Genomic DNA, 25,499 nt, shown 5'->3' with positions numbered 1-25,499 from the left:
CCCCGTCCGAGACCCCTCCGCGCCGAGGTGCCGGGCCCCGGGCCGCGGCGCACCATGAGGGCATGGACGGATCCCTGAGTGGTCTGAGCGACATCAGCACACCGGGACGCGTGGCCGGGCCCGACGAGGGACTCTCCCTGCAGGAGCTGGCCCTCGCCGCCCGCAATCACGGGCTGCCCCTGGAAGCGCTGCGGTACGACGTCACGCCGCCCGGGCTGCACTACGTCCTCGTCCACTACGACATCCCCGACACCGCCGCCGACGGCTGGCGGCTCACCGTCGGCGGCCGCGTGCTGCGGACCCTCGACCTCGACGTGGACGAGCTCCGCTCCCGGCCCTCCGTCACCCGCCGGGTCACCCTGGAGTGCGCAGGGAACGGACGGGCCCGGCTGTCGCCCCGGCCGGTCAGCCAGCCCTGGCTCGTCGAGGCCGTCGGAACCGCGGACTGGACCGGTGTCCCCCTCGCCGCGCTCCTCGCCGAGGCGGGTGTCGCGGAGGACGCCGTCGAGGCGGTCTTCACCGGCGCCGACCACGGGGTGGAGCGGGGCGTCGAGCAGGACTACCGGCGGAGTCTCCCCCTGACGACGGCCGCCGACCCGGACCGGGACGTCCTCGTCGCGTACGCCATGAACGGGGCGCCCCTGCCCCCGCAGCACGGCAGCCCGCTCCGGCTCGTCGTCCCCGGCTGGTACGGCATGGCCCAGGTGAAGTGGCTCCACGACATCACGCTCACCGACACCCCGTACACCGGCTTCCAGCAGGCCGTGGCCTATCGCGTACGGCAGGCGCCCGAGGAGCCGGGGGCGCCCGTCACCCTCATCGCGCCCCGGGCCCTGATGGTGCCGCCCGGATTCCCCGACTTCATGTCCAGGACCCGCGTGGTCCGCCCCGGCCCCGTCCCGCTCACCGGCCGCGCCTGGTCGGGCCACGGGCCGATCACCCGCGTCGAGGTGAGCGAGGACGGCGGGGCGGCCTGGACCGAGGCGGAACTCGTACCGGATCCCGCGCATCCCTGGGCCTGGTCCGCCTGGCGCACCACCTGGACGGCGACCCCGGGCCTGCGCCATCTGACCGTGCGGGCCACCGACGCCGGGGGCAACGTCCAGCCGGTCGTCGAGCCCTGGAACCGCGGCGGATTCGCCAACAACCTCGTCCAGCGGGTCGAGGTCCTCTGCACCCCGGACGCGACGCCGGACACGACCGGGGTCTGACGACGCCGGACACGACCGGGGTCTGACGACGCCGGCCACGACCGGGGCCTGACGACGCCCGACACGACCGGGGCCTGACGGCGGACGCGACCCCGCACGCGACGCCGGCCCCGGCCCCGGACGCGACCGGGGTCTGACGGCGTCGGGCCACGCGGCGCGAGGGGCCCGCGACCCGTCTCCGCGTGGCCCCTCGTGCCGGCCGGTACCGAGCGAGGCGGCGGGGCCGGGGCGGGACGACGCGCCGCCGCCCCGGTGCGTAAAGTCGACTCCCGCAGCCCCTGAACCCGACGAGGAGACTCCCGTGACCGACCCGGCGTCCACCGCCCTCCAGCAGCAGATCGCCCGGGACCTCCAGGTGGCCGAGACCTTCGACCCGCGGGCCGAGATCGAGCGCCGCGTGGCCTTCCTGACCGAGCGCCTCACCTCCACCGGTCTGCGCTCCCTCGTCCTCGGCATCAGCGGCGGCGTCGACTCCACCACCGCCGGACGCCTCTGCCAGCTCGCCGTGGAGCGGGCCCGCGCCGCCGGCCACGAGGCCACCTTCTACGCGATGCGGCTGCCGTACGGCGTGCAGGCCGACGAGAAGGACGCGCAGACCGCGCTCGGCTTCATCCGCGCCGACGAGGTCCTCACCGTCGACGTCAAGGCCGCGAGCGACGCGGCCCTGGAGGCCGCCCTCGCCGGTGGTGTCGCCTTCCGCGACGCCCACCACCAGGACTTCGTGCAGGGCAACATCAAGGCCCGGCAGCGGATGATCGCCCAGTACGCGGTCGCCGGAGCCAACGACGGCCTCGTCGTCGGCACCGACCACGCGGCCGAGGCCGTCTCCGGCTTCTTCACCAAGTTCGGCGACGGCGCCGCCGACCTCGTCCCGCTCACCGGACTGACCAAGCGCCGCGTCCGCGCGGTCGCGGCCGAGCTCGGTGCCCCGGCCGAGCTGGTCTGGAAGACCCCCACGGCCGACCTGGAGACGCTGGACCCGGGCAAGCCCGACGAGGACGCCCTCGGTGTCACGTACGACGACATCGACGACTTCCTGGAGGGCAAGCCGGTCGCCGAGGCCGCCTCCGCCACGATCGTGCGCCGCTACGAGCTCACCGAGCACAAGCGGCAGCTGCCGATCGCCCCCTGAGCGACCCGCGCGCCGGCCTGAGCGCCGGGCTGAGCGGCGGGCGGCGGACACTCGGCGGATCCTGGAAGGGGTGCCCGGATCGGGCCCCCGGAAAGGAGCACGCCATGTTCGGCGAAACCCCGGCATTCAGCGGTTTCTCGGTCGACGACCTGGGCGCAGCCCGGCGCTTCTACGGCGAGACCCTCGGTCTGGAGGTGGGCGAGGAGGGGGAGGGCGACATGCGGGTGCTCTTCCTCACCCTGGCGGGCGGGGCCCGGGTCTTCGTCTATCCGAAGGACAACCACACCCCCGCCACCTTCACGATCCTCAACTTCGCGGTCGACGACATCGACCGGGCCGTGGACGATCTGACGGGGCGCGGAGTGACCCTGGAGCGCTACGAGGGCTTCGAGGCCGACGCGAAGGGCATCGTGCGGGTCGACGGCGGACCGGCCATCGCGTGGTTCACGGACCCGGCGGGCAACGTCCTGTCGGTGCTCCAGGAGAACCGCTGACCGGAGTCACCCGGGCGTCGGCGTAGCCGTCCGGCACCGTCCCCGCCTCCGTCCCCGCCCCCGCTCCTGCCCCCGAACGGACCGGCCCGCGTGCGCGGCGGCCCCGTACCGCCTCGAATGGGAGGGTGATCGCGCCGCCCGACGACTGCCTCGCCCGCAACGAGTGGATCTGCGGCGCCTATCTCTCCACCCGGAGCGAGATCCTCACCGACGCCGTCGTCCAGCACGTCCAGCTGACGGCCGTCTCCGTCGCCCTCGGCCTGGTGCTCGCCCTTCCCCTCGCGATCGCCGCCCGTCGGTGGCGCTGGGCGGCCGGGCCGATCCTCGGGGTCACCACACTCCTGTACACGGTTCCGGCTCTCGCGATGTTCTCGCTGCTCCTGCCCGTGTACGGGCTGTCCGCCGCCCTGGTCGTGGCCGGCCTCGTCCTGTACTCCCTCACGCTCCTCGTCCGGAACATCCTGGCCGGGCTCCGCGCCGTTCCCGAGGAGACCCGCCAGGCCGCCCGCGGCCTCGGATACGGACCGGTCCGGCTGCTGCTCGCCGTCGAGCTGCCGCTCGCCGTGCCCGCCGCCATGGCCGGGCTCCGGATCGCGACCGTCTCGGCCGTCTCCCTCGTCACGATCGGCGCGATCGTCGGCCACGGGGGACTCGGCAACCTCATCTACTCGGGCATGAACACCTTCTTCAAGGCCCAGGTGCTCACCGCCTCCGTGCTCTGCGTCGTGATCGCGGTCGCCGCCGACCTGCTCCTCCTCGGCGCGCAACGGCTGCTCACCCCCTGGACCCGCGGGCAGGCCGCATGACGGCCCCCCGGGACCGGCGGGCAGGCCGTACGACCGACTCCCCGCCCCGCAGGCAGGCCGTATGACCGCCTTCCCGACCCGCAGGCGGGTCGCGTGACCACCCTCGCCGACGCCTGGTCCTGGCTCACCACCTCCGCGCACTGGTCCGGCGAGAACGGCATCTGGCACCGGCTCGCCGAGCACCTCCTCCTCACCGTCGTCTGCCTCGCCATCAGCTGTGCGATCGCCCTGCCCGTCGCGCTCGTCCTCGGGCACCTCGGCAAGGGCGGCGCGCTCGCCGTGAACCTCTCCAACGTCGGCCGGGCCGTTCCCACCTTCGCCGTCCTCGTCCTGCTCCTCCTCAGCCCGATCGGCTCGTACGGCCAGTGGCCGACGATCATCGCGCTCGTCCTGTTCGCCGTGCCCCCGCTGCTGACCAACGCGTACGTGGGGATGCGCGGCGTCGACCGCGACGTCGTACGGGCCGCCCGCGGCATGGGCATGACGGGCCGCCAGACCCTGACCCTGGTCGAAGTGCCGCTCGCGCTGCCGCTGATCCTGACCGGCGTGCGGATCGCCGCCGTCCAGCTCGTCGCCACCGCCACCGTGGCCGCGCTGGCCGGCGGCGGCGGGCTCGGCCGGATCATCACGGCCGGGTTCAACCTCGCCTCCACCCCGCAGGTCGTCGCCGGTGCGTGCCTCGTCGCCGTCCTCGCGCTGCTCGTGGAAGGGGTCTTCGAGGCAGTCCGGCGCCTCGCCCCCGCCGGCGTACGGAACGGCCCGTGAGCGGACCGATCCGGCCGCCCCGGGCCGCCGCCCCCGGTCTCCTCCTGGCGGCCTGCGCTCTCCTCGGCGGCTGCGCGACGGGACCCGCCCTGGAGGCCCAGGGCGAGGTCACGGCACCACCGGGCGACAGCCGCCGGCTGACCGTCGGCTCGGCCGGCTTCACCGAGAGCGACCTGCTGGCCCAGATGTACGCCCTGCTCCTCGAGGACGCCGGGTACGGTACGAAGATCCTCTCCGTCACCAACCGCGAGCTGTACGAACCGGCCCTGGAGCGCGGTCGGATCGACGTCGTGGCGGAGTACGCGGCGACCTTCGCCGACTGGCTGAACGCCAAGGTCAACGGGGCCGACGCAGCGACCGTCGGCTCGCCCGACCTGGACGCCACTATGAAGGCCCTCCGTGGGCTGGCCGCACCCCGCGGGCTCACCGTCCTCGACGCGGGCCGGGCCGTCGACCAGAACGCCTTCGCCGTCACCGCCGAGTTCGCCGCCGCACACCGGCTGAAGACCCTCAGCGACCTCGGCGCCACCGGCCTCCCGATCCGTCTCGCGGCGGGTGACGAATGCGTCCGGCGGCCGTACTGCGCCCCCGGTCTGAGGAAGGTCTACGGCATCGACATCACCGCCGTCGACCCCAAGGGCGTCGGCACCACCCCGTCCAAACAGGCCGTCCAGAACGGCCAGGACCAGCTGGTGCTCACCACGACCACCGATGCCACACTCGACGAGTTCGGGCTCGTCCTGCTCGTGGACGACAAGCACCTGCAGAACGCCGACCACGTCGTCCCCGTCGTCAACCGCGCCCGTGCCGGCGGCGAGCGCGTCACCCGGGCGCTCTCCCGTCTCAACACGGTCCTGACCACGGCCGATCTGGCGCGGCTCAACGAACAGGTGGACAGCTGGCGGCGCCTCCCGGAGGACGTGGCGCGGAACTACCTCGTGGCGAAGGGGCTCGTCCCGCGCTGAGTTCGGGGGCCCGTCTCCGTCAGCCCGCTGAACTGCGTCTCTTGTCATGACCCTTGCGAGGCGGTTCGGGACCCTGCTATTCATCCGTTAGGAAAGTTTCCTTCCAGTCCAACGGCGCTTTCGCCCGCATCCCTCGGCCTTCCCCAAGGCCTCGTTCGTCGTTCCGTGGAGACCCCCATGACTTCGGCACGATCCGCTCGACTCCGCACCCGCATCGGCCATCGGCCCGGCGTCCGACGCCTCGGCGTCGCCGGAACCGCCCTCGGCGCGCTGCTCCTCGGCCTCGCCGTCACCCCGCCCACCGCGACCGCCGCCCCCGTCACCTACGAGGCGGAGACGGCCACCGTCTCCCAGGGCGCCGTCGAGTCCAACCACACCGGATTCACCGGCAACGGATTCGTCAACTACGACAACGCCACCGGCAGTTACGTCCAATGGAACGTCAACGCCGACCAGGCGGGGCCCGCGACCCTCACCCTGCGCTACGCCAACGGCACCACCACCAACCGCCCCATGGACATCGCCGTCAACGGCGCCGTCGCCGCCTCCGGCAAGTCCTTCGCCGGCACCGGCGCCTGGACCACCTGGGCGACCACCACCGTCACCACCACCCTCAAGGCCGGCGCCAACACCATCCGCGCCACCGCCACCACCGCCAACGGCGGCCCCAACGTCGACCACATCAAGGTCGACGGCACCACCACCCAGCCGCCCACCGGCACCACCCCCGCCGCCGTCAACGGCCAGCTCAAGGTCTGCGGCACCAAGCTCTGCAACACCTACGACAAGCCGATCCAGCTGCGCGGCATGTCCAGCCACGGCACCCAGTGGTACAGCCAGTGTCTGACCGGGGGCTCGCTCGACGCCCTCGCCAAGGACTGGAACGCCGATGTCCTGCGCGTCTCCACATACGTCCAGGAGGAGGGCTACGAGACCGACCCGCGCAAGTACACCGACCTCGCCCACTCCCTCATCGAGCAGGCCACCGCGCGCGGCATGTACGTGATCGTCGACTGGCACATGCTCGACCCGGGCGACCCGCACTACAACCTCGCCCGTGCCAAGACCTTCTTCACCGAGATCGCCCAGCGCCACGGCTCCAAGACCAACCTGCTGTACGAGATCGCCAACGAGCCCAACGGCGTCGCCTGGTCCCGCATCAAGAGCTACGCCGAGCAGCTCATCCCGGTCATCCGCGCCAAGGACGCCGAGACCCCGATCCTCGTCGGCACGCGCGCGTGGTCCTCGTTCGGCGTCTCCGACGGCGCGAACGAGTCCGAGGTCGTGTCCAACCCCGTGAACGCGACCAACATCATGTACACCTTCCACTTCTACGCGTTCTCGCACCGCGACGAGTACCTGAACACCCTCTCCCGCGCCGCCGACAAGCTGCCCGTCTTCGTCACCGAGTTCGGCACCCAGAACTACGCCGGTGAGGGCAGCAACGACTTCGCGATGTCGCAGCGGTTCCTCGACCTCATGGCCTCCAAGAAGATCAGCTGGGTCAACTGGAACTTCTCCGACGACGAGCGCAGCGGCGCCGTCTTCAAGACCGGCACCTGCGACTCCGGCGGCCCCTGGGCGGGCACCGGCTCGCTTAAGCCCGCCGGCGTCTGGATCCGCGACCGCATCAGGACGGCGGACGACTTCCCGACCTCCTGACGCCCCTCCTCCGGTACGCCCCCGCCATGTGATCCACTGTCCTGGCGGGGGCGTACCGAACAGGAGCAGGAACAGCGTGACCACCTACCGGCAGCCGGGACTCGTCCTCACCGACCACCGCTTCCCCGTCCCCCTCGACCACGCCCGCCCCGACGGCGAGCGGATCGAGGTCTTCGGCCGTGAGGTCGTCGCGAGCGGCAACGCCGGCCCCGGCCGCGAGCAGCTCCCCTGGCTGGTCTACCTGGAGGGCGGTCCCGGCTTCGGCGCCCGCCGGTTCATCGGTCCGCAGGCCTGGCTCGGCCGGGCGGTCCAGGAGTTCCGCGTCCTCCTCCTCGACCAGCGGGGCACCGGCCGCTCGACCCCCGCCAACCGCCAGACCCTGCCGCTCCGCGGCACCCCCGCCGAGCAGGCCGACTACCTCGCCCACTTCCGCGCCGACTCGATCGTCAGGGACTGCGAGCTCATCCGGCGCCGGCTCACCGGCGGCGCCCCCTGGACCGTCCTCGGCCAGAGCTTCGGCGGCTTCTGCGCCACCCACTACCTCTCGACCGCGCCCCAGGGCCTGGAACGGGTCATGATCACCGGCGGTCTGCCCTCCCTGTACGCCACCGCCGACGAGGTCTACCGCGCCGCCTACCCCCGTATCCGGAGCAAGAACGAGGCCCACTACGCCCGCTATCCGCAGGACGCCGAACGGGCCCGCGCCGTCGTCACCCACCTCCTCGACCACGAGGTCTCCCTGCCCGGCGGCGGCCGGCTCACCCCCGAGGCCTTCCAGTCCCTCGGCATCCTCCTCGGCTCCGGCGAGGGCACCCACCAGCTGCATCTGCTCCTGGAGGGCGCGTTCGTCCCCACTCCCGGCGGGCCCGCCCTCGCCGACGCCTTCCTGGAGCAGGTCCAGGCCCATCTGTCGTACGCCGGACACCCGCTGTACGCCGTGCTCCACGAGGCCATCTACGCCCAGGGGAAGGGCCCCACCGACTGGGCGGCCGAGCGGGTCCGCGCCGAGTACCCCGAGTTCGACGCCCGCGCCGCGCTCGCCGAGGGACGGCCGCCGCTCTTCACCGGCGAGACCGTCCACCCCTGGCACTTCACCACCGACCCCGCCCTGCGCCCGCTCCGCGAGACGGCGGAACTCCTCGCCGCCCGCACCGACTGGACCCCGCTGTACGACCCCGAGCGCCTCGCCGCCAACCAGGTCCCGGTCGCCGCGGCCGTCTACCACGACGACATGTACGTGGACACCGGCCACTCCCTCGACACCGCGCGCACGATCCGCGGCCTGCGCACCTGGGTGACGGACGAGTTCGAGCACGACGGGGTACGGGCCGGGGGACCGCGCGTCCTGGACCGGCTGCTCGCGCTCTCCCGCGACGAGATCTGACCGCCGGGGGACGGGTGACGTGCGGCCGGCGGCGCGCAAAAGTCCAAGGGGTGGGCCGCCCCTGCTCATGGAGTGCACCGGACGGATGCCGGTAGAACTCGGTCCGGGCCCCGTGCGGGGGCCTTCCGAGGAGAGGACCCGGACATGAGCACCCACGTCAGCGCGGAGATCGCCGGCCAGCCCGACTGCTGGCGCCGCGCCGCCGAGATCGCCGACCGCGACGCCGACCTGCTGCCGGCCCGCGGCGAGCGGGTGGCGGTGGTCGGCTGCGGCACCTCGTACTTCATCGCCCGCGCCTACGCGGCGCTGCGCGAGTCCCTCGGCGCGGGCGAGACCGACGCGTTCCCCGCCTCCGACTCCACGCCGCTCGGGCGCGGTTACGACCGCATCGTGGCCCTCACCCGCTCCGGCACCACCACGGAGGTCGTCCAGCTCCTCGCCGGCGCGGCGGGGCGCATCCCGGCCCTCGTCCTCACCGGAGTGCCCGACAGCCCCGCCGGACAGCTCGCCGACCGGGTCATCGACCTCGGGTTCGCCGACGAACGCTCCGTCGTCCAGACCCGGTTCGCGACCACGGCACTCCAACTCCTGCGCGCGGGGCTCGGAGTGGACCTGGGGCCGGCCGTCGCCGACGCCGAACTCGTCCTCTACGAGCGGCTGCCCGCCGCGTGGGAGCGGCGCGGCCAGTTCACCTTCCTCGGCACCGGATGGACCGTCGGACTCGCCGACGAGGCCGCCCTCAAACTGCGCGAGGTGGCCCGCGTCTGGACGGAGTCGTACGCGGCGATGGAGTACCGCCACGGCCCGATCAGCATCAGCGACCGGTCCAGTCTCGTGTGGTGCCTCGGCCCCGCCCCCTCGGGGCTGAAGGACGAAGTGGAGTCCACCGGCGCCCTGTTCGCGGCCGACGCGATCGACCCGGTCGCCGCGCTCGTCCGCGCCCAGCGGCTCGCGGTCGCGCTCGCGGTGCGCCGCGGACTCAACCCCGACCGGCCCAGGAACGTCTCGCGTTCGGTGATCCTCTCCGGAGCGTTCCGCCCGACCGCGTCGGAGGCCGCCCGTATCCTGCGGTCATGACCGGAACCGATGTCACGGACCTCGCGGAGATGCCCGGCGACTGGCAGCGCGCCCTCGCCGTCGTCGCCCACCCCGACGACCTGGAGTACGGCTGCGCGGCGGCCGTCGCCGCCTGGACGGACGCCGGGAAGGAGGTGGCCTACGTCCTCGCGACCCGCGGTGAGGCCGGTATCGACACGATCGCCCCGGACACCTGCGGCCCGCTGCGCGAGCGGGAGCAGCGGGACAGCGCCGCGGTCGTCGGCGTGGACACGGTGGAGTTCCTCGATCACCGCGACGGTGTGATCGAGTACGGGCTCGGGCTGCGCCGCGACATCGCGGCGGCGATCCGCAGGCACCGCCCGGAGCTCGTCATCACCCTCAACCACCGTGACACCTGGGGCGGGAGCCCCGGCGCCCCCTGGAACACCCCCGACCACGTGGCCGTGGGCCGGGCCACGCTCGACGCGGCGGGGGACGCGGGCAACCGCTGGATCTTCCCCGAGCTCGCCGACCAGGGACTGGAGCCCTGGAACGGGGTGCGCTGGGTGGCGGTCGCGGCGTCCAGCACCCCGACCCACGCGGTGGACGCGGCCCCGGGCCTGGACCGTGCGATCCGCTCGCTGCTCTGTCACCGCGCCTACATCGAGGTCCTGACGGACGAGGACCCGGAGCAGTACGTCCGGTCCTTCCTCACCGCGGCGACGAGCCAGGCGTCCGCCCGCTTCGGCGGACGCCCGGCGGTGGCCTTCGAGCTCTTCGGGCGCTGACGGAACGGAGCCGGGGGGCGTGGCTCGGGGGCCGGGCGTCAGGGACGACGGGTCAGCACGCGGGTGGTGCTGCCGTCGTCCTCGGTGATGTCCCGGACGTGCTCGAACCCGATCCTGCCGAGCAGCTTCAGCGAAGCGGTGTTGGGCTCGGCCACGGTGGCGTGCACCGCGGCCAGGCCGAGCGTGCCGAACCCGTAGCCCACGAGGGCCTCGGCCACCTCCGTACCGAGCCCCGAACCCCAGGCCGCCGGCGCCAGCGCGTACACGATCTCGTGCCCGCCGACGTCCTCGGACGGCTTGATCTCGGCATGCCCGACCAGCACCCCGTCCCGGCGCACGGCCCAGACGGCGAACAGCTCCTGGGCGTAGACCTTCGTGAAGATCCGTCCGAACAGGGCCCGGTCGTCCTCCTCGGACACCGGGCCGTCACCCATCCACGCCGACACCCTCGGATCCTGGAAGAGGGCCATGAAGGCCTCCTCGTCCGAGGGGACGTACGGCTCGAACAGAAGGCGCTCGGTGCGCAGCGAAGGGAGCATGAACCCGGACGCTACGTACCGTGCACCGCCCGGGCAATCGACTTTCGCCGGCGGGGGAGCGGTGCTGTCCGGTCAGCCCATCGGAGCCGGCTTCAGGACCGCGAAGGCCGCGCCGAAGGGGTCGGCGAGCCAGGCGATGCGGCCGACGTCGGGGATGTCGGCCGCGGGCATCAGGACCGAACCGCCGTTGCCCTGGGCCGCCGTGACGATCGCGTCCGCGTCCTCGACGTCGAAGTACACGATCCAGCGTGGGCCCTCGATCGTGTCCTGGAGTTCGGCCGCGCCGCCGAAGGAGGCGTCCTGCTGGTCGCCGTCGGCGGTCGAGACGACCCGGTACTCCATGCCGGGCGCGTCCATCTCCGCCGACCGCCAGCCGAACAGCGTCCGGTAGAAGGCCAGGGTGCCCTCCGGGTCCGACGTGTGCAGCTCCACCCAGACGAGGGTGTTCGTCGACGACGTGCGGTCGAGACCCTTGGTCGTGCCGGGCTGCCAGATCGCGAACCGTGCGCCGCCCGGGTCGGTGAGGGCGGCCATCCGGCCCGCCTCCATGACGTCGAGCGGCGCGAGGCGTACGGCTCCGCCCGCCGACTCGGCGTCCTTCGCCGTGGCGTCCGCGTCCGGGGTCTGGAAGTACACGGTCCAGGCGCTGGACGCGCCCTCCTCGGTGAGCGGTCCGAGCGCGGCCACCGTCCTGCCGTCCTGCTGGAAGAAGCCGTATCCGCCGGCCTCGGGACCCGCCGAGCGGAACTCCCAGCCGAAGACGGCGGTGTAGAAGGCCGCCGCCGCCTCCGTGTCCGGGCTGCCGAGGTCGATCCAACAGGGAGAGCCCTTGGTGAACTGCGTACCGAGCATGGGAGGTGTCCCGTCCTTCCGTGAACCGTCGTCCGTTTGCCGTTTCCGGCCACCGTGACCGATCCTCGCCCCTCTGCCCATGCGGCGCAGCCTCAACCGCCGCGGTTCATCCGACCGGCCGACCGGCCGCCTTCTCCTCCAGGTCGCCGAAGACCAGCTCGCTGTTGAGCGCGGCCGCGGCCCGGTAGCCCCGGCTCACCGCGTTGACCACCTGTTCCTGCGGACCCGTCACGTTCCCGGCCGCCCACACGCCCGGCACGCTCGTCCGCCCCACCTCGTCCACCACCACGAACTCCCCGAACGGGGTCTCGCGCAGCTCCGCGCCCAGCTGCCGCAGCACCCCGTCGCGGGCCGCCAGGCGGGTGGCCGCCGCGAAGACCACCGAGCGGGCCACGGTCCGCCCGTCGGCGAGCCGCACCCCGGTCAGCCGGTCGTCCTCCACCGCGAACCCGACCACCTCACCCCGCTCGACCCGGACGCCCGCCGCGTCCAGGAGCGTCGCCTCGTGCTCCGACGGCTCGGCCGAGGTGTGCAGGAACAGGGTCACGTCCTTCGACCAGTGCGCCACCATCAGCGCCTGGTGCGCCGGCATCGTGGGGTGCGCGATCACCCCGAAGGCCTCGTCACGGACCTCCCAGCCGTGGCAGTACGGGCAGTGCAGCACGTCCCGTCCCCACCGCTCGGCCAGTCCTTCGATCACCGGGAGCTCGTCGACGAGCCCCGTGGTGACGACGAGCCGCCGCGCGCCGACCGTCTCCCCGTCGGCCAGGGTGAGGACGAACCCGCCGTTCCCGTCCGGTGTCGCGCCCGTCACCTCACCGGTCCTCAGCTCGACCCCGTACCCGGCGATCTCGGCCCGGCCGGCCGCGAGGTAGTCGGCCGGGCTCATGCCGTCCCGGGACAGGACGCCCTGCATGTGCGCGGTGGGCGCGTTCCGCGGCTCGCCGGCGTCGACGACCAGCGTCCGGCGCCGCGACCGGCCCAGGACCAGGGCGGCGCTGAGTCCCGCCGCGCCCCCGCCGACCACCACTGCCTCGTACGTGTCGTTCTCCAGATGTGCGTTCATGGGCCGAGCGTCACCCGGGTCCACGAGATGAGCAAGCGAGCTTGCCGTTTCTGCAAAACTGGACGTATGACCGAAGACGATCGCATCGACGCCGTGCTCACCGAGGTCGGCCCCCGCCTCCGCCGGGTCCGCCGCGACCGCGGGGTGACCCTGGCCGAGCTCTCCGCGGACACCGGAATCTCCGTGAGCACCCTCTCCCGGCTGGAGTCCGGGCAGCGCAGGCCCAGCCTCGAACTGCTCCTGCCGCTCGCCCGCGCCCATCAGGTCGCGCTCGACGAACTGGTCGGCGCCCCGGCGACGGGCGACCCCCGGATCCGGTCCAGACCGATCGTGCGGTACGGCCGCACGATGTACCCGCTGACCCGGCAGCCCGGCGGCCTCCAGGCGTACAAGGTCGTCCAGGAGAAGCCGCAGCAGGAGGAGCCGGAGCCGCGCGTCCACGAGGGCTACGAATGGCTGTACGTGCTCTCCGGGAGGCTCCGGCTCGTCCTCGGGGAGCACGACGTCGTCCTCGGCCCCGGCGAGGCGGCCGAGTTCGACACCCGCGTCCCGCACTGGTTCGGCCCGACGCCCGACGGCCCGGTGGAGTTCCTGAGCCTGTACGGGCCGCAGGGGGAGCGGATGCACGTCCGCGCCCGCCCGAAGAAGTCCGGCTGAGTGGTTCCCCTCGGATCAAGCGACCGCTTAGTATGCGACCGACCGCTCGGTACGGAGGAGGCTTCCGGATGCAGGCATGGCGTGTGTACGAGAACGGGGAACCGCGCGCGGTGATGCGCCGCGAGGAGGTGGCACCGCCCACGCCAGGCGACGGCCAGGTCCTCCTCAAGGTCCGCGCCGCGAACGTCAACTTCCCCGACGCGCTGCTCTGCCGCGGCCACTACCAGATCCGCCCCCCGCTGCCCTTCACGCCCGGCGTGGAGGTCTGCGCCGAGACCGAGGACGGCCGCAGGGTCATCACCACCGCCGCCCTTCCGCACGGCGGCTTCGCCGACCACGTCCTCGCCGACGCCGCCGGGCTGCTCCCCGCCCCCGAGTCGCTCGACGACGCCGAGGCCGCCGCGCTTCACATCGGCTACCAGACCGGCTGGTTCGGCCTGCACCGCCGCGCCGCCCTCCAGGAGGGCGAGACCCTCCTGGTGCACGCGGCGGCCGGCGGTGTCGGCAGCGCCGCCGTCCAGCTCGGCAAGGCCGCCGGCGCCACCGTCATCGGGGTCGTCGGCGGACCGGAGAAGGCCGCCGTCGCCCGCGCGCTCGGCTGCGACGTGGTGATCGACCGGCGCTCCGAGGACGTCGTCGCCGCCGTCAAGGCCGCGACCGGCGGCCGCGGCGCCGACGTGATCTACGACCCCGTCGGCGGCGAGGCCTACCAGCAGTCCGCGAAGTGCGTCGCCTTCGAGGGCCGGATCGTGATCGTCGGCTTCGCGAGCGGTACGGTCCCGGCGCCCGCCCTCAACCACGCCCTGGTGAAGAACTACTCGGTCCTCGGCCTCCACTGGGGCCTCTACGCGGCGAAGGACCCGGCCTCGATCGGCCGCTGCCACGAGACCCTCACGGCCTACGCGGCCAAGGGCCTCATCAAGCCCCTCATCGGCGAACGCGTCCCCTTCGCGGGCGCGGCGGACGCCGTCCAGCGCGTCGCCGACGGCACCACCACCGGCCGCCTGGTCGTCCTCCCGGAAGGAGCCCACGCATGACCGACGCCGAGGAACTCCTCGTCCGCACCAGGAAGCTGCTGGACGAGCACCCGCCCGCCACCACCGACCGCACCGACTTCCTGCGCGCCCGCTTCGACGCCGGCCTCGCCTGGGTGCACTACCCCGTCGGACTCGGCGGACTCGACGCCCCCCGCGCGCTCCAGGCCGTCGTCGACGCCGAACTCGCCGCCGCCGGAGCCCCCGACAACGACCCGCGCAAGATCGGCATCGGCCTCGGCATGGCGGCCCCCACCGTCCTCGCCCACGGCACCGACGAGGTCAAGCGGCGCTTCCTCCGTCCGCTGTGGGCCGGCGAGGAGGTCTGGTGCCAGCTGTTCAGCGAGCCCGGTGCCGGATCCGACCTCGCCGCGCTCGCCACCAGGGCGGTCCGCGACGGCGAGGACTGGGTGGTGGACGGGCAGAAGGTGTGGACCTCCAGCGCCCACACGGCACGCTGGGCCATCCTCATCGCCCGCACCGACCCGGACGCACCCAAGCACCGGGGCATCACCTACTTCGTCTGCGACATGACCGACCCCGGCGTCGAGGTCCGGCCGCTGCGCCAGATCACCGGCGAGGCCGAGTTCAACGAGGTCTTCCTCACCGGCGTCCGCATCCCCGACGCCCACCGCCTCGGCGACGTCGGTGACGGCTGGCGGGTCGCCCAGACCACCCTCATGAACGAGCGGGTCTCCATCGGCGGAGCCCGTATCCCCCGCGAGGGCGGCATGATCGGGAAGGTCGCCACGACCTGGCGCGAGCGCCCCGAGCTGCGCACCCACGACCTGCACCGGCGCCTCCTCGACCACTGGGTCGACGCCGAGGTCGCCCGGCTCGCCGGGGAGCGGCTCCGCCAGCAGCTCGTCGCGGGCCGCCCCGGCCCCGAGGGCAGCGCCATGAAGCTCGCGTTCGCCCGCCTCAACCAGGCCATCAGCGGCCTGGAGGTCGAACTGCTCGGCGACGAGGGCCTGTTGTACGGGGAGTGGGAGATGCGCCGCCCCGACCTCGTCGACTTCACCGGCCGCGACGCCGGGTACCGCTATCTGCGGTCCAAGGGCAACTCGATCGAGGGCGGCACCAGCGAGGTGCTGCTCAACATCGTCGCCGAGCGGGTCCTGGGCCTGCCGCCCGAGCCCCGCAACGACAAGGACGTCGCCTGGAAGGACCTCGCCCGATGACGGAATCGTCAGAACCGACGGAACAGCCGCTCGACCTCCTCTACTCCGAGACCGAGGACGACCTGCGGGCCGCCGTCCGCGCCCTGCTCGCCGACCGGGCCGGCCACCAGACCCTCCTCGGCCGGATCGAGACGGACAGCCCCTACGTCCCCGGCCTGTGGAAGTCCCTCGCGGGCGACATCGGCGTCGCCGGACTCCTCGTCCCGGAGAAGCTCGGCGGCCAGGGCGCGAGCCACCGCGAGGCCGCCGTCGTCCTGGAGGAGCTGGGCCGCGCGGTGACCCCGCTGCCCTACCTCACGAGCGCGGTGGTGGCCACCGAGACCCTGCTCGCCCTGGAGGGCGAGAGCGACGCGGCGGCCGGACTCCTCGCGGAGCTGGCGGGCGGCCGCACGGTCGCGGCCCTCGCCGTGCCGCTGTCGACGGCGCCCGACGCCGAGCTCCCGCTCGACGGGCCGGTCGCGGCCGTCGCCGACGCCGGCGCCGCCGACGTGTTCCTCGTCCTGCGGGCCGACGGTCTGTACGCCGTACCCGCCGACGAGGCGACCGTCGAGCCGCAGACCCCGCTCGACCTCACGCGCCCCCTGGGCACGGTCACCCCCGGCGCCGGGAGCGGCGCCCGGCTCGCCGGCCCCGACGCGGCCCGCGCGGCCGTCCGGCGCGGGCTGCTCGCCGGGGCCGGACTCCTCGCCTCGGAGCAGCTCGGCCTCGCCGAGTGGTGCCTGGAGGAGACCGTCCGGTACACCCGCGAGCGCCACCAGTTCAACCGGCCGGTCGGCTCCTTCCAGGCCCTCAAGCACCGCATGGCCCAGCTCTGGCTGGACCTGGTCGGGGCCCGCGCGGCGGCCCGCGCCGCCGCCGACGCCCTCGCCACCGGCAGCGCGGACGCCCCGCTGATCGTGGCCGTGGCGCAGGCGTACTGCTCCAAGGTCGCCGTCAGGGCGGCCGAGGAGTGCGTACAGCTGCACGGCGGCATCGGGATGACCTGGGAGCACCCGGCGCACCTGGCGCTCAAGCGGGCCAAGTCGGACCAGATCGCGCTCGGTTCCACGGGCCGGCACCAGGACGCGATCGCCGCCCTGGTCGGCCTGGCGGCGCCGTCCTAGCCGACACGGTGCCGCCCTCCCGGCCGGCCTGATGGCCCCTTGTAAGGGGCCGCCGCGTCCACACCCCTTTACATACTGTTTAATTGCAAGCCGTTCGCAATAACAGTTGATCTCCAAAAGGGGTGTGGACACGATGACCGCCCGATTCCTCCGCGGCACGGCCGCCGCGACGCTCGCGGGGGCCACGGCCCTCACCGCGGCGGCCTGCACGAACCCCGGTTCCACCACCGGGGCCTCCGGCGGACCCAAGGATTCCGCGGTCGTCGGCATCGCCTACGAGCCCGAGACCCTCAGCCCCCTCCTCGGCTACGGCAAGGACGGCAACTCCAAGATCTTCGACGGGCTCCTCGCCTTCGACGCCGACATGAAGCTGAAGCCGGCGCTCGCCACCAAGCTGCCGGACATCGCCGACGGCGGGCTCACCTACACGTACGCCCTCCGCGACGGGGTCACCTTCAGCGACGGCGCCCCGTTCACGGCCAAGGACGTCGTCTTCACCTACCGGACGATCCTCGACCCGAAGACGAACAACGCCTCGCGCACCGAGCTCGACGCCCTCAAGAGCGTCGAGGCGGTCGGCGACGACACCGTCGTCTTCCACCTGAAGTACCCCTACGCGCCCTTCGCCGAGCGCACCGTCCACGCCATCGCCCCCGAGCACGTCGCGGCGAAGCAGGACGTCAACACCGGCGCCTTCACCACCAAGCCGATCGGCACCGGCCCGTACGTCCTCACCGGCTGGTCCAAGGGCGAGAAGCTCAGCTTCAAGGCCAACCCGACCTACTGGAACGGCGCGCCCGCGGTGAAGAAGTTCACCATGGCGATCATCAAGGACGACGACGTCCGCGCCACCCGGCTCCGCGCCGGCGACCTCGACGGCGCCGTCCTGCCGCCGAACCTCGCCGCCGGATTCAAGGGCGACAAGGCGAAGAGGACCTGGCAGGCGAAGACGTACGACTACCGCACGGTCACCCTGCCCACCCACAACAAGGTCGCCGGCGACACCGACGTCCGCCGTGCCCTCGACATCGCCGTCGACCGCCAGGTCATGGTCGACAAGATCCTCGAAGGAGCCGGAAAGCCCGCCTACGGGCCCGTCCCCACCGACAGCCCCTGGTTCGCGAAGGGCACCGAGCGCCGCCACGACCTCGCCGGCGCGCAGAAGATCCTCGACGAGGCGGGCTGGAAGCCCGGCGCCGACGGCATCCGCGTCAAGAACGGCGTTCGCGCCGCCTTCCCGCTCTGGTACCTCTCCGGCGACAAGCTCCGCCAGGACCACGCCCTCGCGTACGTCTCCGACGCCAAGAAGGCCGGCATCGACATCGCCGCCCAGGCCGGCACCTGGGAGGTCATCGAGCCCCGGATGAAGACCGACGCCGTCCTCGCGGGCGGCGGTGCGCCCGGCGACCCCGACTTCGACCAGTACCTGCTCCTGAAGTCGAGCCTCGCCGGCGACGGCTTCAACAACATGGCCTGGTACGACAACGAGGCCGTCGACCGCGCCCTCGACGAGGGCCGCCGCACGAACGACCTCACCAAGCGCCGCGCCGCGTACGACACCGTCCAGCGCGAACTGGTGAAGAACCCCGGCTACACCTTCCTCACCCACATCGACCACCTCTACGTCGTCAACGACGACTGGGACGGGCCGAGCACCCAGACCGAGCCGCACGACCACGGTCTCGCCTCCGGCCCGTGGTGGAACGTCGAGAGCTGGAAGCCGAAGAACGCCGGAGCGACGAAGAAGTGAAGCGCCGCCTCCCCTGGGGGCCCATGGCGCGGATGACGGGACGGCGCGCCCTGGCCGCCGTCCCCGTCCTCCTCGCCGTCACCTTCGCGGTGTTCGCCGTCGCCGAAGCCTCCCCGTTCGACCCCGTCAAGGCCTACGCCGGCACCGCCGGACTCACCGCCTCGCAGGAGAACCTCGACCAGCTCCGCGCCAACCTCGGCGTCGACCGGCCCCTCCTCACCCGCTGGTGGGAGTGGCTCACCTCCGCCCTCACCGGCGACCTCGGCGACTCCGCCGTCATGCGCAGGCCCGTGGCCGAGGTCATCGGCGAACGCCTCGGCTGGTCCGTCCTCCTCGCCGTCACCGCGTTCCTCGTGGCCATCGCCCTCGGCACCCTCCTCGGCGTCCTCGCCGGGCGCCGCCGCGGCGGCCTGATCGACCGGGCCGTCAGCTCCGTCGCGTACACCCTGGAAGCCGCACCGGCCTTCTGGCTCGGCCTCCTCGCCATCTGGTTCTTCGCGCTCAAGCTCGGCGCGCTGCCCGCAGGCGGACTCACCGACACCGCGAGCGACACCGTCACCGCCGACCAGGTCGCCCGCCACCTGGTGCTGCCCGCGCTCGTCCTCGGCATCTCCCAGCTGCCCTGGTTCTTCCTGTACGTCCGCCAGGGCGTCGGCGACGCCCTGGACGAGGACCCCGTACGCGGCGCCCGCGCCCGCGGCCTGCGCGAACGCACCGTCCTCACCGGCCACGCCCTCCGCTCCGGAATGCTGCCCATGCTCACCCTCATCGGCTCCCGCGTGCCCGAGCTGATCACCGGAGCCCTGCTCGTGGAGACCGTCTTCAGCTGGCCCGGCATCGCCGCCGCCACCGTCCAGGCCGCGACCTCCGTGGACTTCCCGCTGCTCGCCGCGCTCACGGTCCTGGCCACGGCCGCCGTCCTCCTCGGCAATCTGCTCTCCGACCTCCTCTACGGACTCGCCGACCCGAGGGTGGGCTTCGATGGCTGACCCGCGCACCCACCGCCTGCGGCTCTGGAGCTCCGCCCTCGTCGTGGGCGTCGTCCTCCTCGCGGTCCTGGTCGTGCCGCCGCTCGTCCAGCTCGACGAACAGGCCGTCGACCTCTCGCGGAAGCTCCTCCCGCCGTCCTGGGAGCACCCCTTCGGCACCGACGACCTCGGCCGCGACCTGCTCCTGCGCTGCGTCTACGGCCTGCGGATCTCGCTGCTCGTCGGCCTGGTCGCCGCGCTCGTGGCCACCGTCGTCGGCACCGCCGTCGGCGCGGCCGCCGGGGCGCTCGGCGGCTGGACCGACCGCACCCTCATGCGGCTCGTCGACGCCTTCTCCTCCGTGCCGCACCTGCTGCTCGGCATCTTCGTGGTCGCCCTCTTCCGGCCCGGCGTCTGGCCGGTGATCGCCTCCGTGGCCGTCACCCACTGGCTCTCCACCGCCCGGATCGTGCGCTCCGAGGTCCTCTCCCTGCGCACCCGGCCCTTCGTCGAAGCCGCGATATCCGGCGGCGCCACACGGTGGCGCGTCGGCGTCCGCCATCTGCTCCCCGCCGTCCTGCCGCAGGCGGGCCTCGCGGCCGTACTGATGGTCCCGCACGCCATGTGGCACGAGTCCGCGCTGTCGTTCCTCGGCCTCGGCCTCCCGAGCCACCGGGCGAGCCTCGGCAACCTCGTCCAGAACGCCCGCTCCTCGCTCCTCGCCGGACACGGCTGGCCCACCCTCTTCCCCGGCCTGCTGCTCATCGTCCCGACCCTCGCCCTCGCCGGCCTCGCCGGCGTCTGGCGCGACCGCCTCAACCCGCGCCGCCGATCGGAGCTCATGCTGTGACCGCCGAGAACGTGCTCCGCGCCCTCGACGCCGTCTCCGCCGGGCGGGCGGAGGACGCGGTCCTCAGCGTCCGCGATCTGAGCGTCCGGTTCCGGCTGCGCGGCGGGCGGACCGTCGAAGCCGTCAGCGACGCCGGCTTCGACCTCGGCGCGGGGGAGTGCCTCGCCCTCGTCGGCGAGAGCGGCTGCGGCAAGTCCGTGCTGGCCTCCGCCCTCCTCGGGCTGCTCCCCGGCAATGCCGAGACGTCCGGTACGGCCCTGCTCGCGGGCTCCGAGGGCGCCGAAGCGACCGACCTGCTCACGGCCGACGAGAGGACCCTCGCCCGCACCGTGCGGGGCCGCCGCGTCGGGCTCGTACCGCAGAGCCCCGCCGCCCACCTCACCCCCGTCCGCACCGTACGGTCCCAGCTGGAGGAGACCGTCCGCGCGCTCACCGGCACCTCCCGCCGGGCCCGCCGCAAGGCCGCCGAGGACGCCGCGGAGCGGGCCGCGTTCCCGGCCGGGCACCTCGACCGGTACCCCCACGAGCTGTCCGGCGGCCTCGCCCAGCGCGCCGCCACCGCCCTCGCTCTCATCGGCGACGCACGGCTGCTGCTCGCCGACGAACCGACCACCGGCCTCGACCGCGACCTCGTCGACCGCACCGTCGACGAACTGCGCCGCCACGCCGACGACGGCCGCGCCCTGCTCCTCATCACCCACGACCTGGCCGCCGCCGCGCGCATCGCCGACCGCGTCGCCGTCATGTACGCGGGCCGCATCGTCGAGATCGCCCCCGCCCACCGCTTCTTCGGCCCCACCGGCCCCCGCCATCCCTACGCCCGGGGTCTGCTCGACGCGCTGCCCGACCGGGCGTTCACCCCGATCCCCGGCATGCCGCCGGAGCTCTCCGCCCTGCCGGAGGGCTGCGCCTTCGCCCCGCGCTGCCCGCTGGCCACCGAACTCTGCTCCACCCGACCGGAGTTCACGGCCAACCTGGCCTGTCACCACCCGGAGCACCCGCGTGCTTGAACTCGACACCGTCACCGCCGGATACGACCGCCGCGCCCCCGTCTTCCGGGGCGCCTCGCTCACCGTCGCCCCCGGCGAGTCCGTCGGACTCCTCGGCCCCAGCGGCTGCGGCAAGTCGACCCTCGCCCGGGTCGCGGCCCTCCTCCACCGCCCGGACGCGGGCCGGCTGGTCCTCGACGGCACCGAGGTCACGGCCTGGCGCCATCGCGCGCCGCGCGAACTCCGCACCGCCGTCGGCGTCGTGTTCCAGCAGCCCCGCACCGCCGCCGACCCCCGGCTCACCCTCGCCGACCTCCTCGTCGAACCCCTCCGGGCCACCGGCCGGCGAGCCGAGACGGAGGCCCGCCTCGCCGAACTCGCCCCGGCCGTCGGCCTCACCCCCGACCTGCTCGGCCGCCGCCCGCACGAGGTCAGCGACGGCCAGCTCCAACGCGCCTGCCTGGGCCGGGCCCTGGCGCTGCGCCCCCGCTGGCTGGTCTGCGACGAGATGACCGCGATGCTCGACGCCTCCACCACGGCCGCCCTGGTCGCCGCCGTGGAGACCTACCGGGAGGAGACCGGCGCGGGCCTCCTCGCCGTCGGCCACGACCGGGTCCTGCTGCACCGCTGGTGCGACCGCACGGTGGAGTGGAAGGACTGCCTGCCCGCCGAGGAGAGCCCGTGACCGTGGAGTCCCCGTGGACGCCGGCCGCCGAGGACGACCCCCTGGACGGTCTGCGCGCCGCCCTCACCGCCGCCCCCTGCGGCTACGAGCCGCGTTCGGGGTACCAGGACGCCTGCTGGATTCTCCACCCCGTGCACGACGAGGGCGTACGGCTCCGCTGGGACCAGGTCCTGGCCCGGGAGGGCCGACGGCTCGCCGACTGGCCGGGCACCCTGTCGCACCTGGTCTTCGAGGGCGTGACGGGCGCGGACGACCTGGACGGGCCCGATCCGGCGGAGCTGGACCGCGCCACCCTCGCCCGGCTCGTCGGGCATCTGGCCAGGAGCGGGCCGTCGGGGCCCGACACCCCGTGCGGCGCGGCCCAGGCCCCCGTGGCGCACCGTCCGGGTGAGGAGTCGGCCGCCCGGCGGGGCCGGCTCGGTGACGCGCTCGCCCACCACGACACCATGCCCGAGTTCCGGTTCCCCGCCACCTGGTGGGCGGCCGACGGGAGTTGGCTCGTCCTCAGCGACGTGGACCTGAGCGCGACCGAGGTCTTCGGGACCACCGCGCTGATCGAGGGGCTGCTCGCCGATCCGGAGCTCGACGCCGTCCGCCGGCCGGGCATCGCCGAGACCCTCGGCGGCTGACACCGGCCGAATCTCACCCGTATGGCCGCCCCGCCATACGCCCGGACGGACCGCCCATTCCGTCACACTGTCCGCCGAACGCCGCAATTCCGGTGCGGCGACGGAGGGACGTGAACGCGATGGCCGTTTCCATTTCTGTCGTGGTGCTGCTGCTGGTGCTGGCCGTGATCTTCCTGCGCAACGGTGGACTCAAGGTCACCCATGCGCTCGTCTGTGCCCTGCTGGGCTTCTTCCTCGCCGGCACCAGCATGGCGCCGACCATCCACAACGGGGTCGCGGCCACCGCCAACGTGGTCTCCAGCCTCAAACCGTGATCGTTGCCCGATCATGAACTGCCTGTGAAACACGGGGCAGTTGCATGTACATCTCACGGACTCGGGCCTAGCGTCGGCCGCCGGCGCGACAGTTTGTCAGCAACCCGAGGAGCCGCATTGGCCACGCACCCGCCCCGAAGACGAGCCCGCGCGCTCACGCTGATCGCGCTCGCCGCCGCCGTCATGGTGGGGTCCGCCCCCGTCGCCCAGGCCCAGGAGATCCCCCTCGGCCTCGGCCACCGCCTGGTGGAGCACTACGAGGGCGCCCCCGCCACCGCACAGCCCGTACCGGGCAGGGGAACCGACCAGCACCCGTACCTCGCCCCCAACGGGCGCAGCGGCATGCACGCCGACGGCGCGGGCAGCGGCACCCACCCCTACCCGGGGCCGCTCGGCCGCGACCCGCGCGTGGACAGCGAGAAGATCGCCCCCGTGGGCGGCGAGTGCGCCACCGTCACCTTCGACTCCGGCGGCCGGCTCGTCACCGTGTGCGGCACCTTCAGCGGCTTCCTGCTGAAGCTGCTCGACCCGCGCACCCTGGACACCCTCGCCGAGTACAAGCTGCCGCAGCGCTCCTCGACCGTCGAGGCCATCACCCGCCTCGATTTCGAGAAGATCTTCAAGGACACCTCCGGCGGCGCCTACTTCTACCTCGACAACCAGGACCGCGTCGTCCTCGCCGACTCCCGGCAGCACATCCAGCGCATAGCGCACCGTCAGAAGGCGGACGGTGCCTGGGAGTTCGTCGTCGAGAACGACTGGGACCTCACCTCCCTCGTCCCGCACGACTGCGTCACCTGGACCAACCTCTTCCCCAGCGGCGTCTGCGACCCCGTCACCTCCGTCATGCCGGACTGGGACGGCCGCATCTGGTGGGTCACCCGCCTCGGCCGCGTCGGCACCGTCGACCCGGCGACGGGCGCACTGCGCGCGATCCGCCTCGACGGCGAGGAGATCCAGAACTCCTTCTCCGTCGCCGAGGACGGCGTCTCCCTCGTCACCGACCACGCCCTGTACAGCTTCGACGCCGACGCGGACGGCGTCCCGCGCGTGCGCTGGCGCGAGACGTACGACCGGGGGACCGGCACCAAGCCCGGCTCGGTGAACCAGGGTTCGGGCACCACCCCCGACCTCTTCGGCCTGCACGACGAGTACGTCGCCATCACCGACAACGCCGACGACCGGATGAACGTCCTCGTCTACCGGCGGGGATCCGGCGTCCCCGCCGCCGAGCGCCTCGTCTGCAAGGTGCCGGTCTTCCGCTCGGGGGCGTCCACCACCGACAACTCCCTGATCAGCTGGGGCAACAGCCTCGTCGTCGAGAACAACTACGGCTACGAGAACCCGAGTACGCTCCTCCTCGGCCGCAGCGTCGTCGGCGGCGCGACCCGGATCGACGTCCGCGCCGACGGCAGCGGCTGCGACACCGTCTGGGAGAGCGACGTCCGCTCGCCCTCGACCGTGCCCAAGCTCTCCACCGCCAACGGACTGCTCTACTTCTACGAGAAGCGTCCCAACTCCTGGGGCATCGACGCCTGGTACCTCACGGCCGTCGACTTCCGCACCGGAGCCCGGGTCTTCAGCCGCTTCACCGGCACCGGCCTCGCGTACGACAACAACTGGGCCCCGATCACCCTCGGCCCCGACGGCACCGCGTACATCGGTGTCTTCAACGGCATCGTCGCGGTCCGCGACAGCGCCTGACGCGCAAGGAGCCGCCCCCGGGACCGAAGTCCGGCGGCGGCTCCGCTCTTCCCGTACCGGTCAGACCATCTCGGGCATCTCGCCGACGGTGGTCCTGACATCGATCACGGCGAACGCGGCACCCTGCGTGTCCAGGATCGCCGCGAATCGGCCGAAGGGGCTGTCCATCGGCCCGAACAGCTTCTTCCCGCCGAGGCGTTCGGCCGCCTCGGCGGCCTTGTCGCAGTTGTCGACGGCGAAGTAGATCTGGATGTACGAGGGGATCTCCGGCGGGAAGTCCTCCGCCGTCATCACCATGCGTCCGAGCACCGGGTCGGCGCCGAGGTCGAAGACCCGGTAGTCCATGTGCTCGTCCTTCATCTTCTTCGAGTGGTAGCCGAAGACGGCGGTGTAGAAGGGGTCGGCCTTCGCCGGCTCGCGGGTGAAGACCTCGGCCCAGACGTACGCGCCGCTCTCACCCTCCAGCTCGAATCCCTCGTGCTGCCCCGCCTGCCAGATGCCGAACGCGGCGCCCGTCGGGTCCTGCGCGATGCACATCGACCCGAAGTCCCCGACCTGCATCGGCTCCATCAGGACGGTGCCGCCCGCGGCCTTGATCTTCTCCGCCGTGGCGGCGGCGTCGGGCGAGGCGAAGTACAGACACCAGGCCGACTTCGTCTCACCGTCCTGCCCCGGCATCGGCGGGACGACCGCCGCGACCGCCTTCCCGTTCTTGTACGCCTGCGTGTAGTTGCCATATTCCGTGGAGGACTCGCCGAAGGTCCAGCCGAGCACGTCGCCGTAGAACGTCTTGGCAACCTCGACGTCCTTGAACATCGCGTCGGCCCAGACAGGCGTGCCCTCAGGTCGTACGGCCATGACGGTGACTCCCACTTCCGATTCGATGATGTGTTCCTGTGAGCCACGCTAGTCACGCTCGCCCCCGCTCGCTCG

General features: G+C 73.0%; 26 protein-coding genes. 22 read left to right on the top strand and 4 right to left on the bottom strand.

Annotated features, from left to right (window positions below; translation table 11 throughout):
• Positions 1 to 62 precede the first annotated feature (62 nt).
• The 10 genes from E0F75_RS04805 (at position 63) to E0F75_RS04760 (ending at position 10,245) form a co-directional block, all read left to right on the top strand.
• A complete protein-coding gene (locus E0F75_RS04805) occupies positions 63 to 1,211 on the top strand; it encodes a sulfite oxidase (protein ID WP_187621204.1) in 1,149 nt (382 codons plus the stop codon).
• A 301-nt stretch (positions 1,212 to 1,512) separates the two neighbouring features.
• Positions 1,513 to 2,343: an ammonia-dependent NAD(+) synthetase gene (gene nadE, locus E0F75_RS04800; protein ID WP_187621203.1), complete on the top strand. Its 831-nt coding sequence runs from the start codon at positions 1,513 to 1,515 to the stop codon at positions 2,341 to 2,343.
• 104 nt (positions 2,344 to 2,447) lie between these two features.
• Positions 2,448 to 2,837 carry a VOC family protein gene (locus tag E0F75_RS04795; protein ID WP_187621202.1) on the top strand — a complete coding sequence of 130 codons (390 nt, stop codon included), beginning with the start codon at positions 2,448 to 2,450 and terminating at the stop codon, positions 2,835 to 2,837.
• A gap of 125 nt (positions 2,838 to 2,962) precedes the next feature.
• The gene (locus E0F75_RS04790) at positions 2,963 to 3,643 is read left to right on the top strand and encodes an ABC transporter permease (protein ID WP_187621201.1); all 681 of its coding nucleotides are present in this window, start codon (positions 2,963 to 2,965) and stop codon (positions 3,641 to 3,643) included.
• Between the two features lie 93 nt (positions 3,644 to 3,736).
• Positions 3,737 to 4,408, top strand: coding sequence for an ABC transporter permease (locus tag E0F75_RS04785; protein WP_187621200.1), 672 nt, complete (start codon positions 3,737 to 3,739; stop codon positions 4,406 to 4,408).
• Positions 4,405 to 5,373 (top strand): ABC transporter substrate-binding protein, encoded by a 969-nt coding sequence (locus E0F75_RS04780; RefSeq protein WP_187621199.1) that lies wholly within the window; start codon positions 4,405 to 4,407, stop codon positions 5,371 to 5,373. Before E0F75_RS04785 ends, E0F75_RS04780 begins: the two co-directional genes overlap by 4 nt.
• Before the next feature lie 177 nt (positions 5,374 to 5,550).
• The gene (locus tag E0F75_RS04775; protein ID WP_187621198.1) at positions 5,551 to 7,035 is read left to right on the top strand and encodes a cellulase family glycosylhydrolase; all 1,485 of its coding nucleotides are present in this window, start codon (positions 5,551 to 5,553) and stop codon (positions 7,033 to 7,035) included.
• A gap of 76 nt (positions 7,036 to 7,111) precedes the next feature.
• Positions 7,112 to 8,419 (top strand): alpha/beta fold hydrolase, encoded by a 1,308-nt coding sequence (locus E0F75_RS04770; RefSeq protein WP_187621197.1) that lies wholly within the window; start codon positions 7,112 to 7,114, stop codon positions 8,417 to 8,419.
• 144 nt (positions 8,420 to 8,563) lie between these two features.
• Positions 8,564 to 9,496, top strand: a complete 933-nt coding sequence (locus E0F75_RS04765) for an SIS domain-containing protein (protein WP_187621196.1) — start codon at positions 8,564 to 8,566, stop codon at positions 9,494 to 9,496.
• Complete coding sequence (locus tag E0F75_RS04760) at positions 9,493 to 10,245, top strand: PIG-L deacetylase family protein (RefSeq protein WP_187621195.1); 753 nt, start codon at positions 9,493 to 9,495, stop codon at positions 10,243 to 10,245. The genes E0F75_RS04765 and E0F75_RS04760 overlap by 4 nt, the downstream gene beginning before the upstream one ends.
• Positions 10,246 to 10,283: 38 nt before the next feature.
• On the opposite strand, the gene E0F75_RS04755 is transcribed toward E0F75_RS04760, so the two are convergent.
• The 3 genes from E0F75_RS04755 to E0F75_RS04745 form a co-directional block, all read right to left on the bottom strand.
• A complete protein-coding gene (locus E0F75_RS04755) occupies positions 10,284 to 10,784 on the bottom strand; it encodes a GNAT family N-acetyltransferase (RefSeq protein WP_187621194.1) in 501 nt (166 codons plus the stop codon).
• 72 nt (positions 10,785 to 10,856) lie between these two features.
• Positions 10,857 to 11,636 carry a VOC family protein gene (locus tag E0F75_RS04750; protein ID WP_187621193.1) on the bottom strand — a complete coding sequence of 260 codons (780 nt, stop codon included), beginning with the start codon at positions 11,634 to 11,636 and terminating at the stop codon, positions 10,857 to 10,859.
• 106 nt (positions 11,637 to 11,742) lie between these two features.
• Complete coding sequence (locus tag E0F75_RS04745) at positions 11,743 to 12,702, bottom strand: NAD(P)/FAD-dependent oxidoreductase (protein ID WP_187621192.1); 960 nt, start codon at positions 12,700 to 12,702, stop codon at positions 11,743 to 11,745.
• Between the two features lie 66 nt (positions 12,703 to 12,768).
• Here E0F75_RS04745 and E0F75_RS04735 point away from each other — a divergent pair, with 66 nt between their 5' ends.
• The 12 genes from E0F75_RS04735 to E0F75_RS04680 all read left to right on the top strand — a co-directional run bounded on the left by E0F75_RS04735 (position 12,769) and on the right by E0F75_RS04680 (position 24,566).
• The gene (locus E0F75_RS04735; protein WP_187621191.1) at positions 12,769 to 13,359 is read left to right on the top strand and encodes a helix-turn-helix domain-containing protein; all 591 of its coding nucleotides are present in this window, start codon (positions 12,769 to 12,771) and stop codon (positions 13,357 to 13,359) included.
• A 68-nt stretch (positions 13,360 to 13,427) separates the two neighbouring features.
• Positions 13,428 to 14,396: an NADPH:quinone oxidoreductase family protein gene (locus E0F75_RS04730; RefSeq protein WP_187621190.1), complete on the top strand. Its 969-nt coding sequence runs from the start codon at positions 13,428 to 13,430 to the stop codon at positions 14,394 to 14,396.
• Positions 14,393 to 15,574, top strand: coding sequence for an acyl-CoA dehydrogenase family protein (locus tag E0F75_RS04725; protein ID WP_187621189.1), 1,182 nt, complete (start codon positions 14,393 to 14,395; stop codon positions 15,572 to 15,574). Before E0F75_RS04730 ends, E0F75_RS04725 begins: the two co-directional genes overlap by 4 nt.
• A complete protein-coding gene (locus E0F75_RS04720; RefSeq protein ID WP_187621188.1) occupies positions 15,571 to 16,677 on the top strand; it encodes an acyl-CoA dehydrogenase family protein in 1,107 nt (368 codons plus the stop codon). Before E0F75_RS04725 ends, E0F75_RS04720 begins: the two co-directional genes overlap by 4 nt.
• Positions 16,678 to 16,810: 133 nt before the next feature.
• Positions 16,811 to 18,427 (top strand): ABC transporter substrate-binding protein, encoded by a 1,617-nt coding sequence (locus E0F75_RS04715; protein WP_187621187.1) that lies wholly within the window; start codon positions 16,811 to 16,813, stop codon positions 18,425 to 18,427.
• Positions 18,424 to 19,416: an ABC transporter permease gene (locus E0F75_RS04710; RefSeq protein ID WP_187621186.1), complete on the top strand. Its 993-nt coding sequence runs from the start codon at positions 18,424 to 18,426 to the stop codon at positions 19,414 to 19,416. Before E0F75_RS04715 ends, E0F75_RS04710 begins: the two co-directional genes overlap by 4 nt.
• Positions 19,409 to 20,245: an ABC transporter permease gene (locus E0F75_RS04705; RefSeq protein ID WP_187621185.1), complete on the top strand. Its 837-nt coding sequence runs from the start codon at positions 19,409 to 19,411 to the stop codon at positions 20,243 to 20,245. Before E0F75_RS04710 ends, E0F75_RS04705 begins: the two co-directional genes overlap by 8 nt.
• Positions 20,242 to 21,255, top strand: a complete 1,014-nt coding sequence (locus E0F75_RS04700) for an ABC transporter ATP-binding protein (RefSeq protein WP_374115368.1) — start codon at positions 20,242 to 20,244, stop codon at positions 21,253 to 21,255. Before E0F75_RS04705 ends, E0F75_RS04700 begins: the two co-directional genes overlap by 4 nt.
• Entirely contained in the window at positions 21,248 to 21,919 is a 672-nt protein-coding gene (locus E0F75_RS04695) for an ABC transporter ATP-binding protein (RefSeq protein ID WP_187621184.1), read from the top strand. The genes E0F75_RS04700 and E0F75_RS04695 overlap by 8 nt, the downstream gene beginning before the upstream one ends.
• Positions 21,916 to 22,548, top strand: coding sequence for a hypothetical protein (locus tag E0F75_RS04690; protein ID WP_187621183.1), 633 nt, complete (start codon positions 21,916 to 21,918; stop codon positions 22,546 to 22,548). The genes E0F75_RS04695 and E0F75_RS04690 overlap by 4 nt, the downstream gene beginning before the upstream one ends.
• A gap of 119 nt (positions 22,549 to 22,667) precedes the next feature.
• Positions 22,668 to 22,862 carry a hypothetical protein gene (locus tag E0F75_RS04685; protein ID WP_015038168.1) on the top strand — a complete coding sequence of 65 codons (195 nt, stop codon included), beginning with the start codon at positions 22,668 to 22,670 and terminating at the stop codon, positions 22,860 to 22,862.
• 183 nt (positions 22,863 to 23,045) lie between these two features.
• Complete coding sequence (locus tag E0F75_RS04680; RefSeq protein WP_187621578.1) at positions 23,046 to 24,566, top strand: hypothetical protein; 1,521 nt, start codon at positions 23,046 to 23,048, stop codon at positions 24,564 to 24,566.
• A 60-nt stretch (positions 24,567 to 24,626) separates the two neighbouring features.
• On the opposite strand, the gene E0F75_RS04675 is transcribed toward E0F75_RS04680, so the two are convergent.
• The gene (locus E0F75_RS04675; RefSeq protein WP_187621182.1) at positions 24,627 to 25,424 is read right to left on the bottom strand and encodes a VOC family protein; all 798 of its coding nucleotides are present in this window, start codon (positions 25,422 to 25,424) and stop codon (positions 24,627 to 24,629) included.
• Positions 25,425 to 25,499 lie beyond the last annotated feature (75 nt).

This window comes from Streptomyces sp. CB02980 (assembly GCF_014451325.2).
In the GTDB taxonomy this organism is placed as follows: Bacteria; Actinomycetota; Actinomycetes; order Streptomycetales; family Streptomycetaceae; genus Streptomyces.
This window is presented reverse-complemented; position numbering and strand designations above follow the sequence as displayed.

Coding starts and splice junctions, on each gene's coding strand:
- E0F75_RS04805 (WP_187621204.1), top strand. CDS start 63: ATGGACGGATCCCTGAGTGGTCTGAGCGACATCAGCACACCGGGACGC.
- E0F75_RS04795 (WP_187621202.1), top strand. CDS start 2,448: ATGTTCGGCGAAACCCCGGCATTCAGCGGTTTCTCGGTCGACGACCTG.
- E0F75_RS04775 (WP_187621198.1), top strand. CDS start 5,551: ATGACTTCGGCACGATCCGCTCGACTCCGCACCCGCATCGGCCATCGG.
- E0F75_RS04765 (WP_187621196.1), top strand. CDS start 8,564: ATGAGCACCCACGTCAGCGCGGAGATCGCCGGCCAGCCCGACTGCTGG.
- E0F75_RS04760 (WP_187621195.1), top strand. CDS start 9,493: ATGACCGGAACCGATGTCACGGACCTCGCGGAGATGCCCGGCGACTGG.
- E0F75_RS04755 (WP_187621194.1), bottom strand. CDS start 10,784: ATGCTCCCTTCGCTGCGCACCGAGCGCCTTCTGTTCGAGCCGTACGTC.
- E0F75_RS04750 (WP_187621193.1), bottom strand. CDS start 11,636: ATGCTCGGTACGCAGTTCACCAAGGGCTCTCCCTGTTGGATCGACCTC.
- E0F75_RS04745 (WP_187621192.1), bottom strand. CDS start 12,702: ATGAACGCACATCTGGAGAACGACACGTACGAGGCAGTGGTGGTCGGC.
- E0F75_RS04735 (WP_187621191.1), top strand. CDS start 12,769: ATGACCGAAGACGATCGCATCGACGCCGTGCTCACCGAGGTCGGCCCC.
- E0F75_RS04730 (WP_187621190.1), top strand. CDS start 13,428: ATGCAGGCATGGCGTGTGTACGAGAACGGGGAACCGCGCGCGGTGATG.
- E0F75_RS04725 (WP_187621189.1), top strand. CDS start 14,393: ATGACCGACGCCGAGGAACTCCTCGTCCGCACCAGGAAGCTGCTGGAC.
- E0F75_RS04720 (WP_187621188.1), top strand. CDS start 15,571: ATGACGGAATCGTCAGAACCGACGGAACAGCCGCTCGACCTCCTCTAC.
- E0F75_RS04715 (WP_187621187.1), top strand. CDS start 16,811: ATGACCGCCCGATTCCTCCGCGGCACGGCCGCCGCGACGCTCGCGGGG.
- E0F75_RS04705 (WP_187621185.1), top strand. CDS start 19,409: ATGGCTGACCCGCGCACCCACCGCCTGCGGCTCTGGAGCTCCGCCCTC.
- E0F75_RS04685 (WP_015038168.1), top strand. CDS start 22,668: ATGGCCGTTTCCATTTCTGTCGTGGTGCTGCTGCTGGTGCTGGCCGTG.
- E0F75_RS04680 (WP_187621578.1), top strand. CDS start 23,046: ATGGTGGGGTCCGCCCCCGTCGCCCAGGCCCAGGAGATCCCCCTCGGC.
- E0F75_RS04675 (WP_187621182.1), bottom strand. CDS start 25,424: ATGGCCGTACGACCTGAGGGCACGCCTGTCTGGGCCGACGCGATGTTC.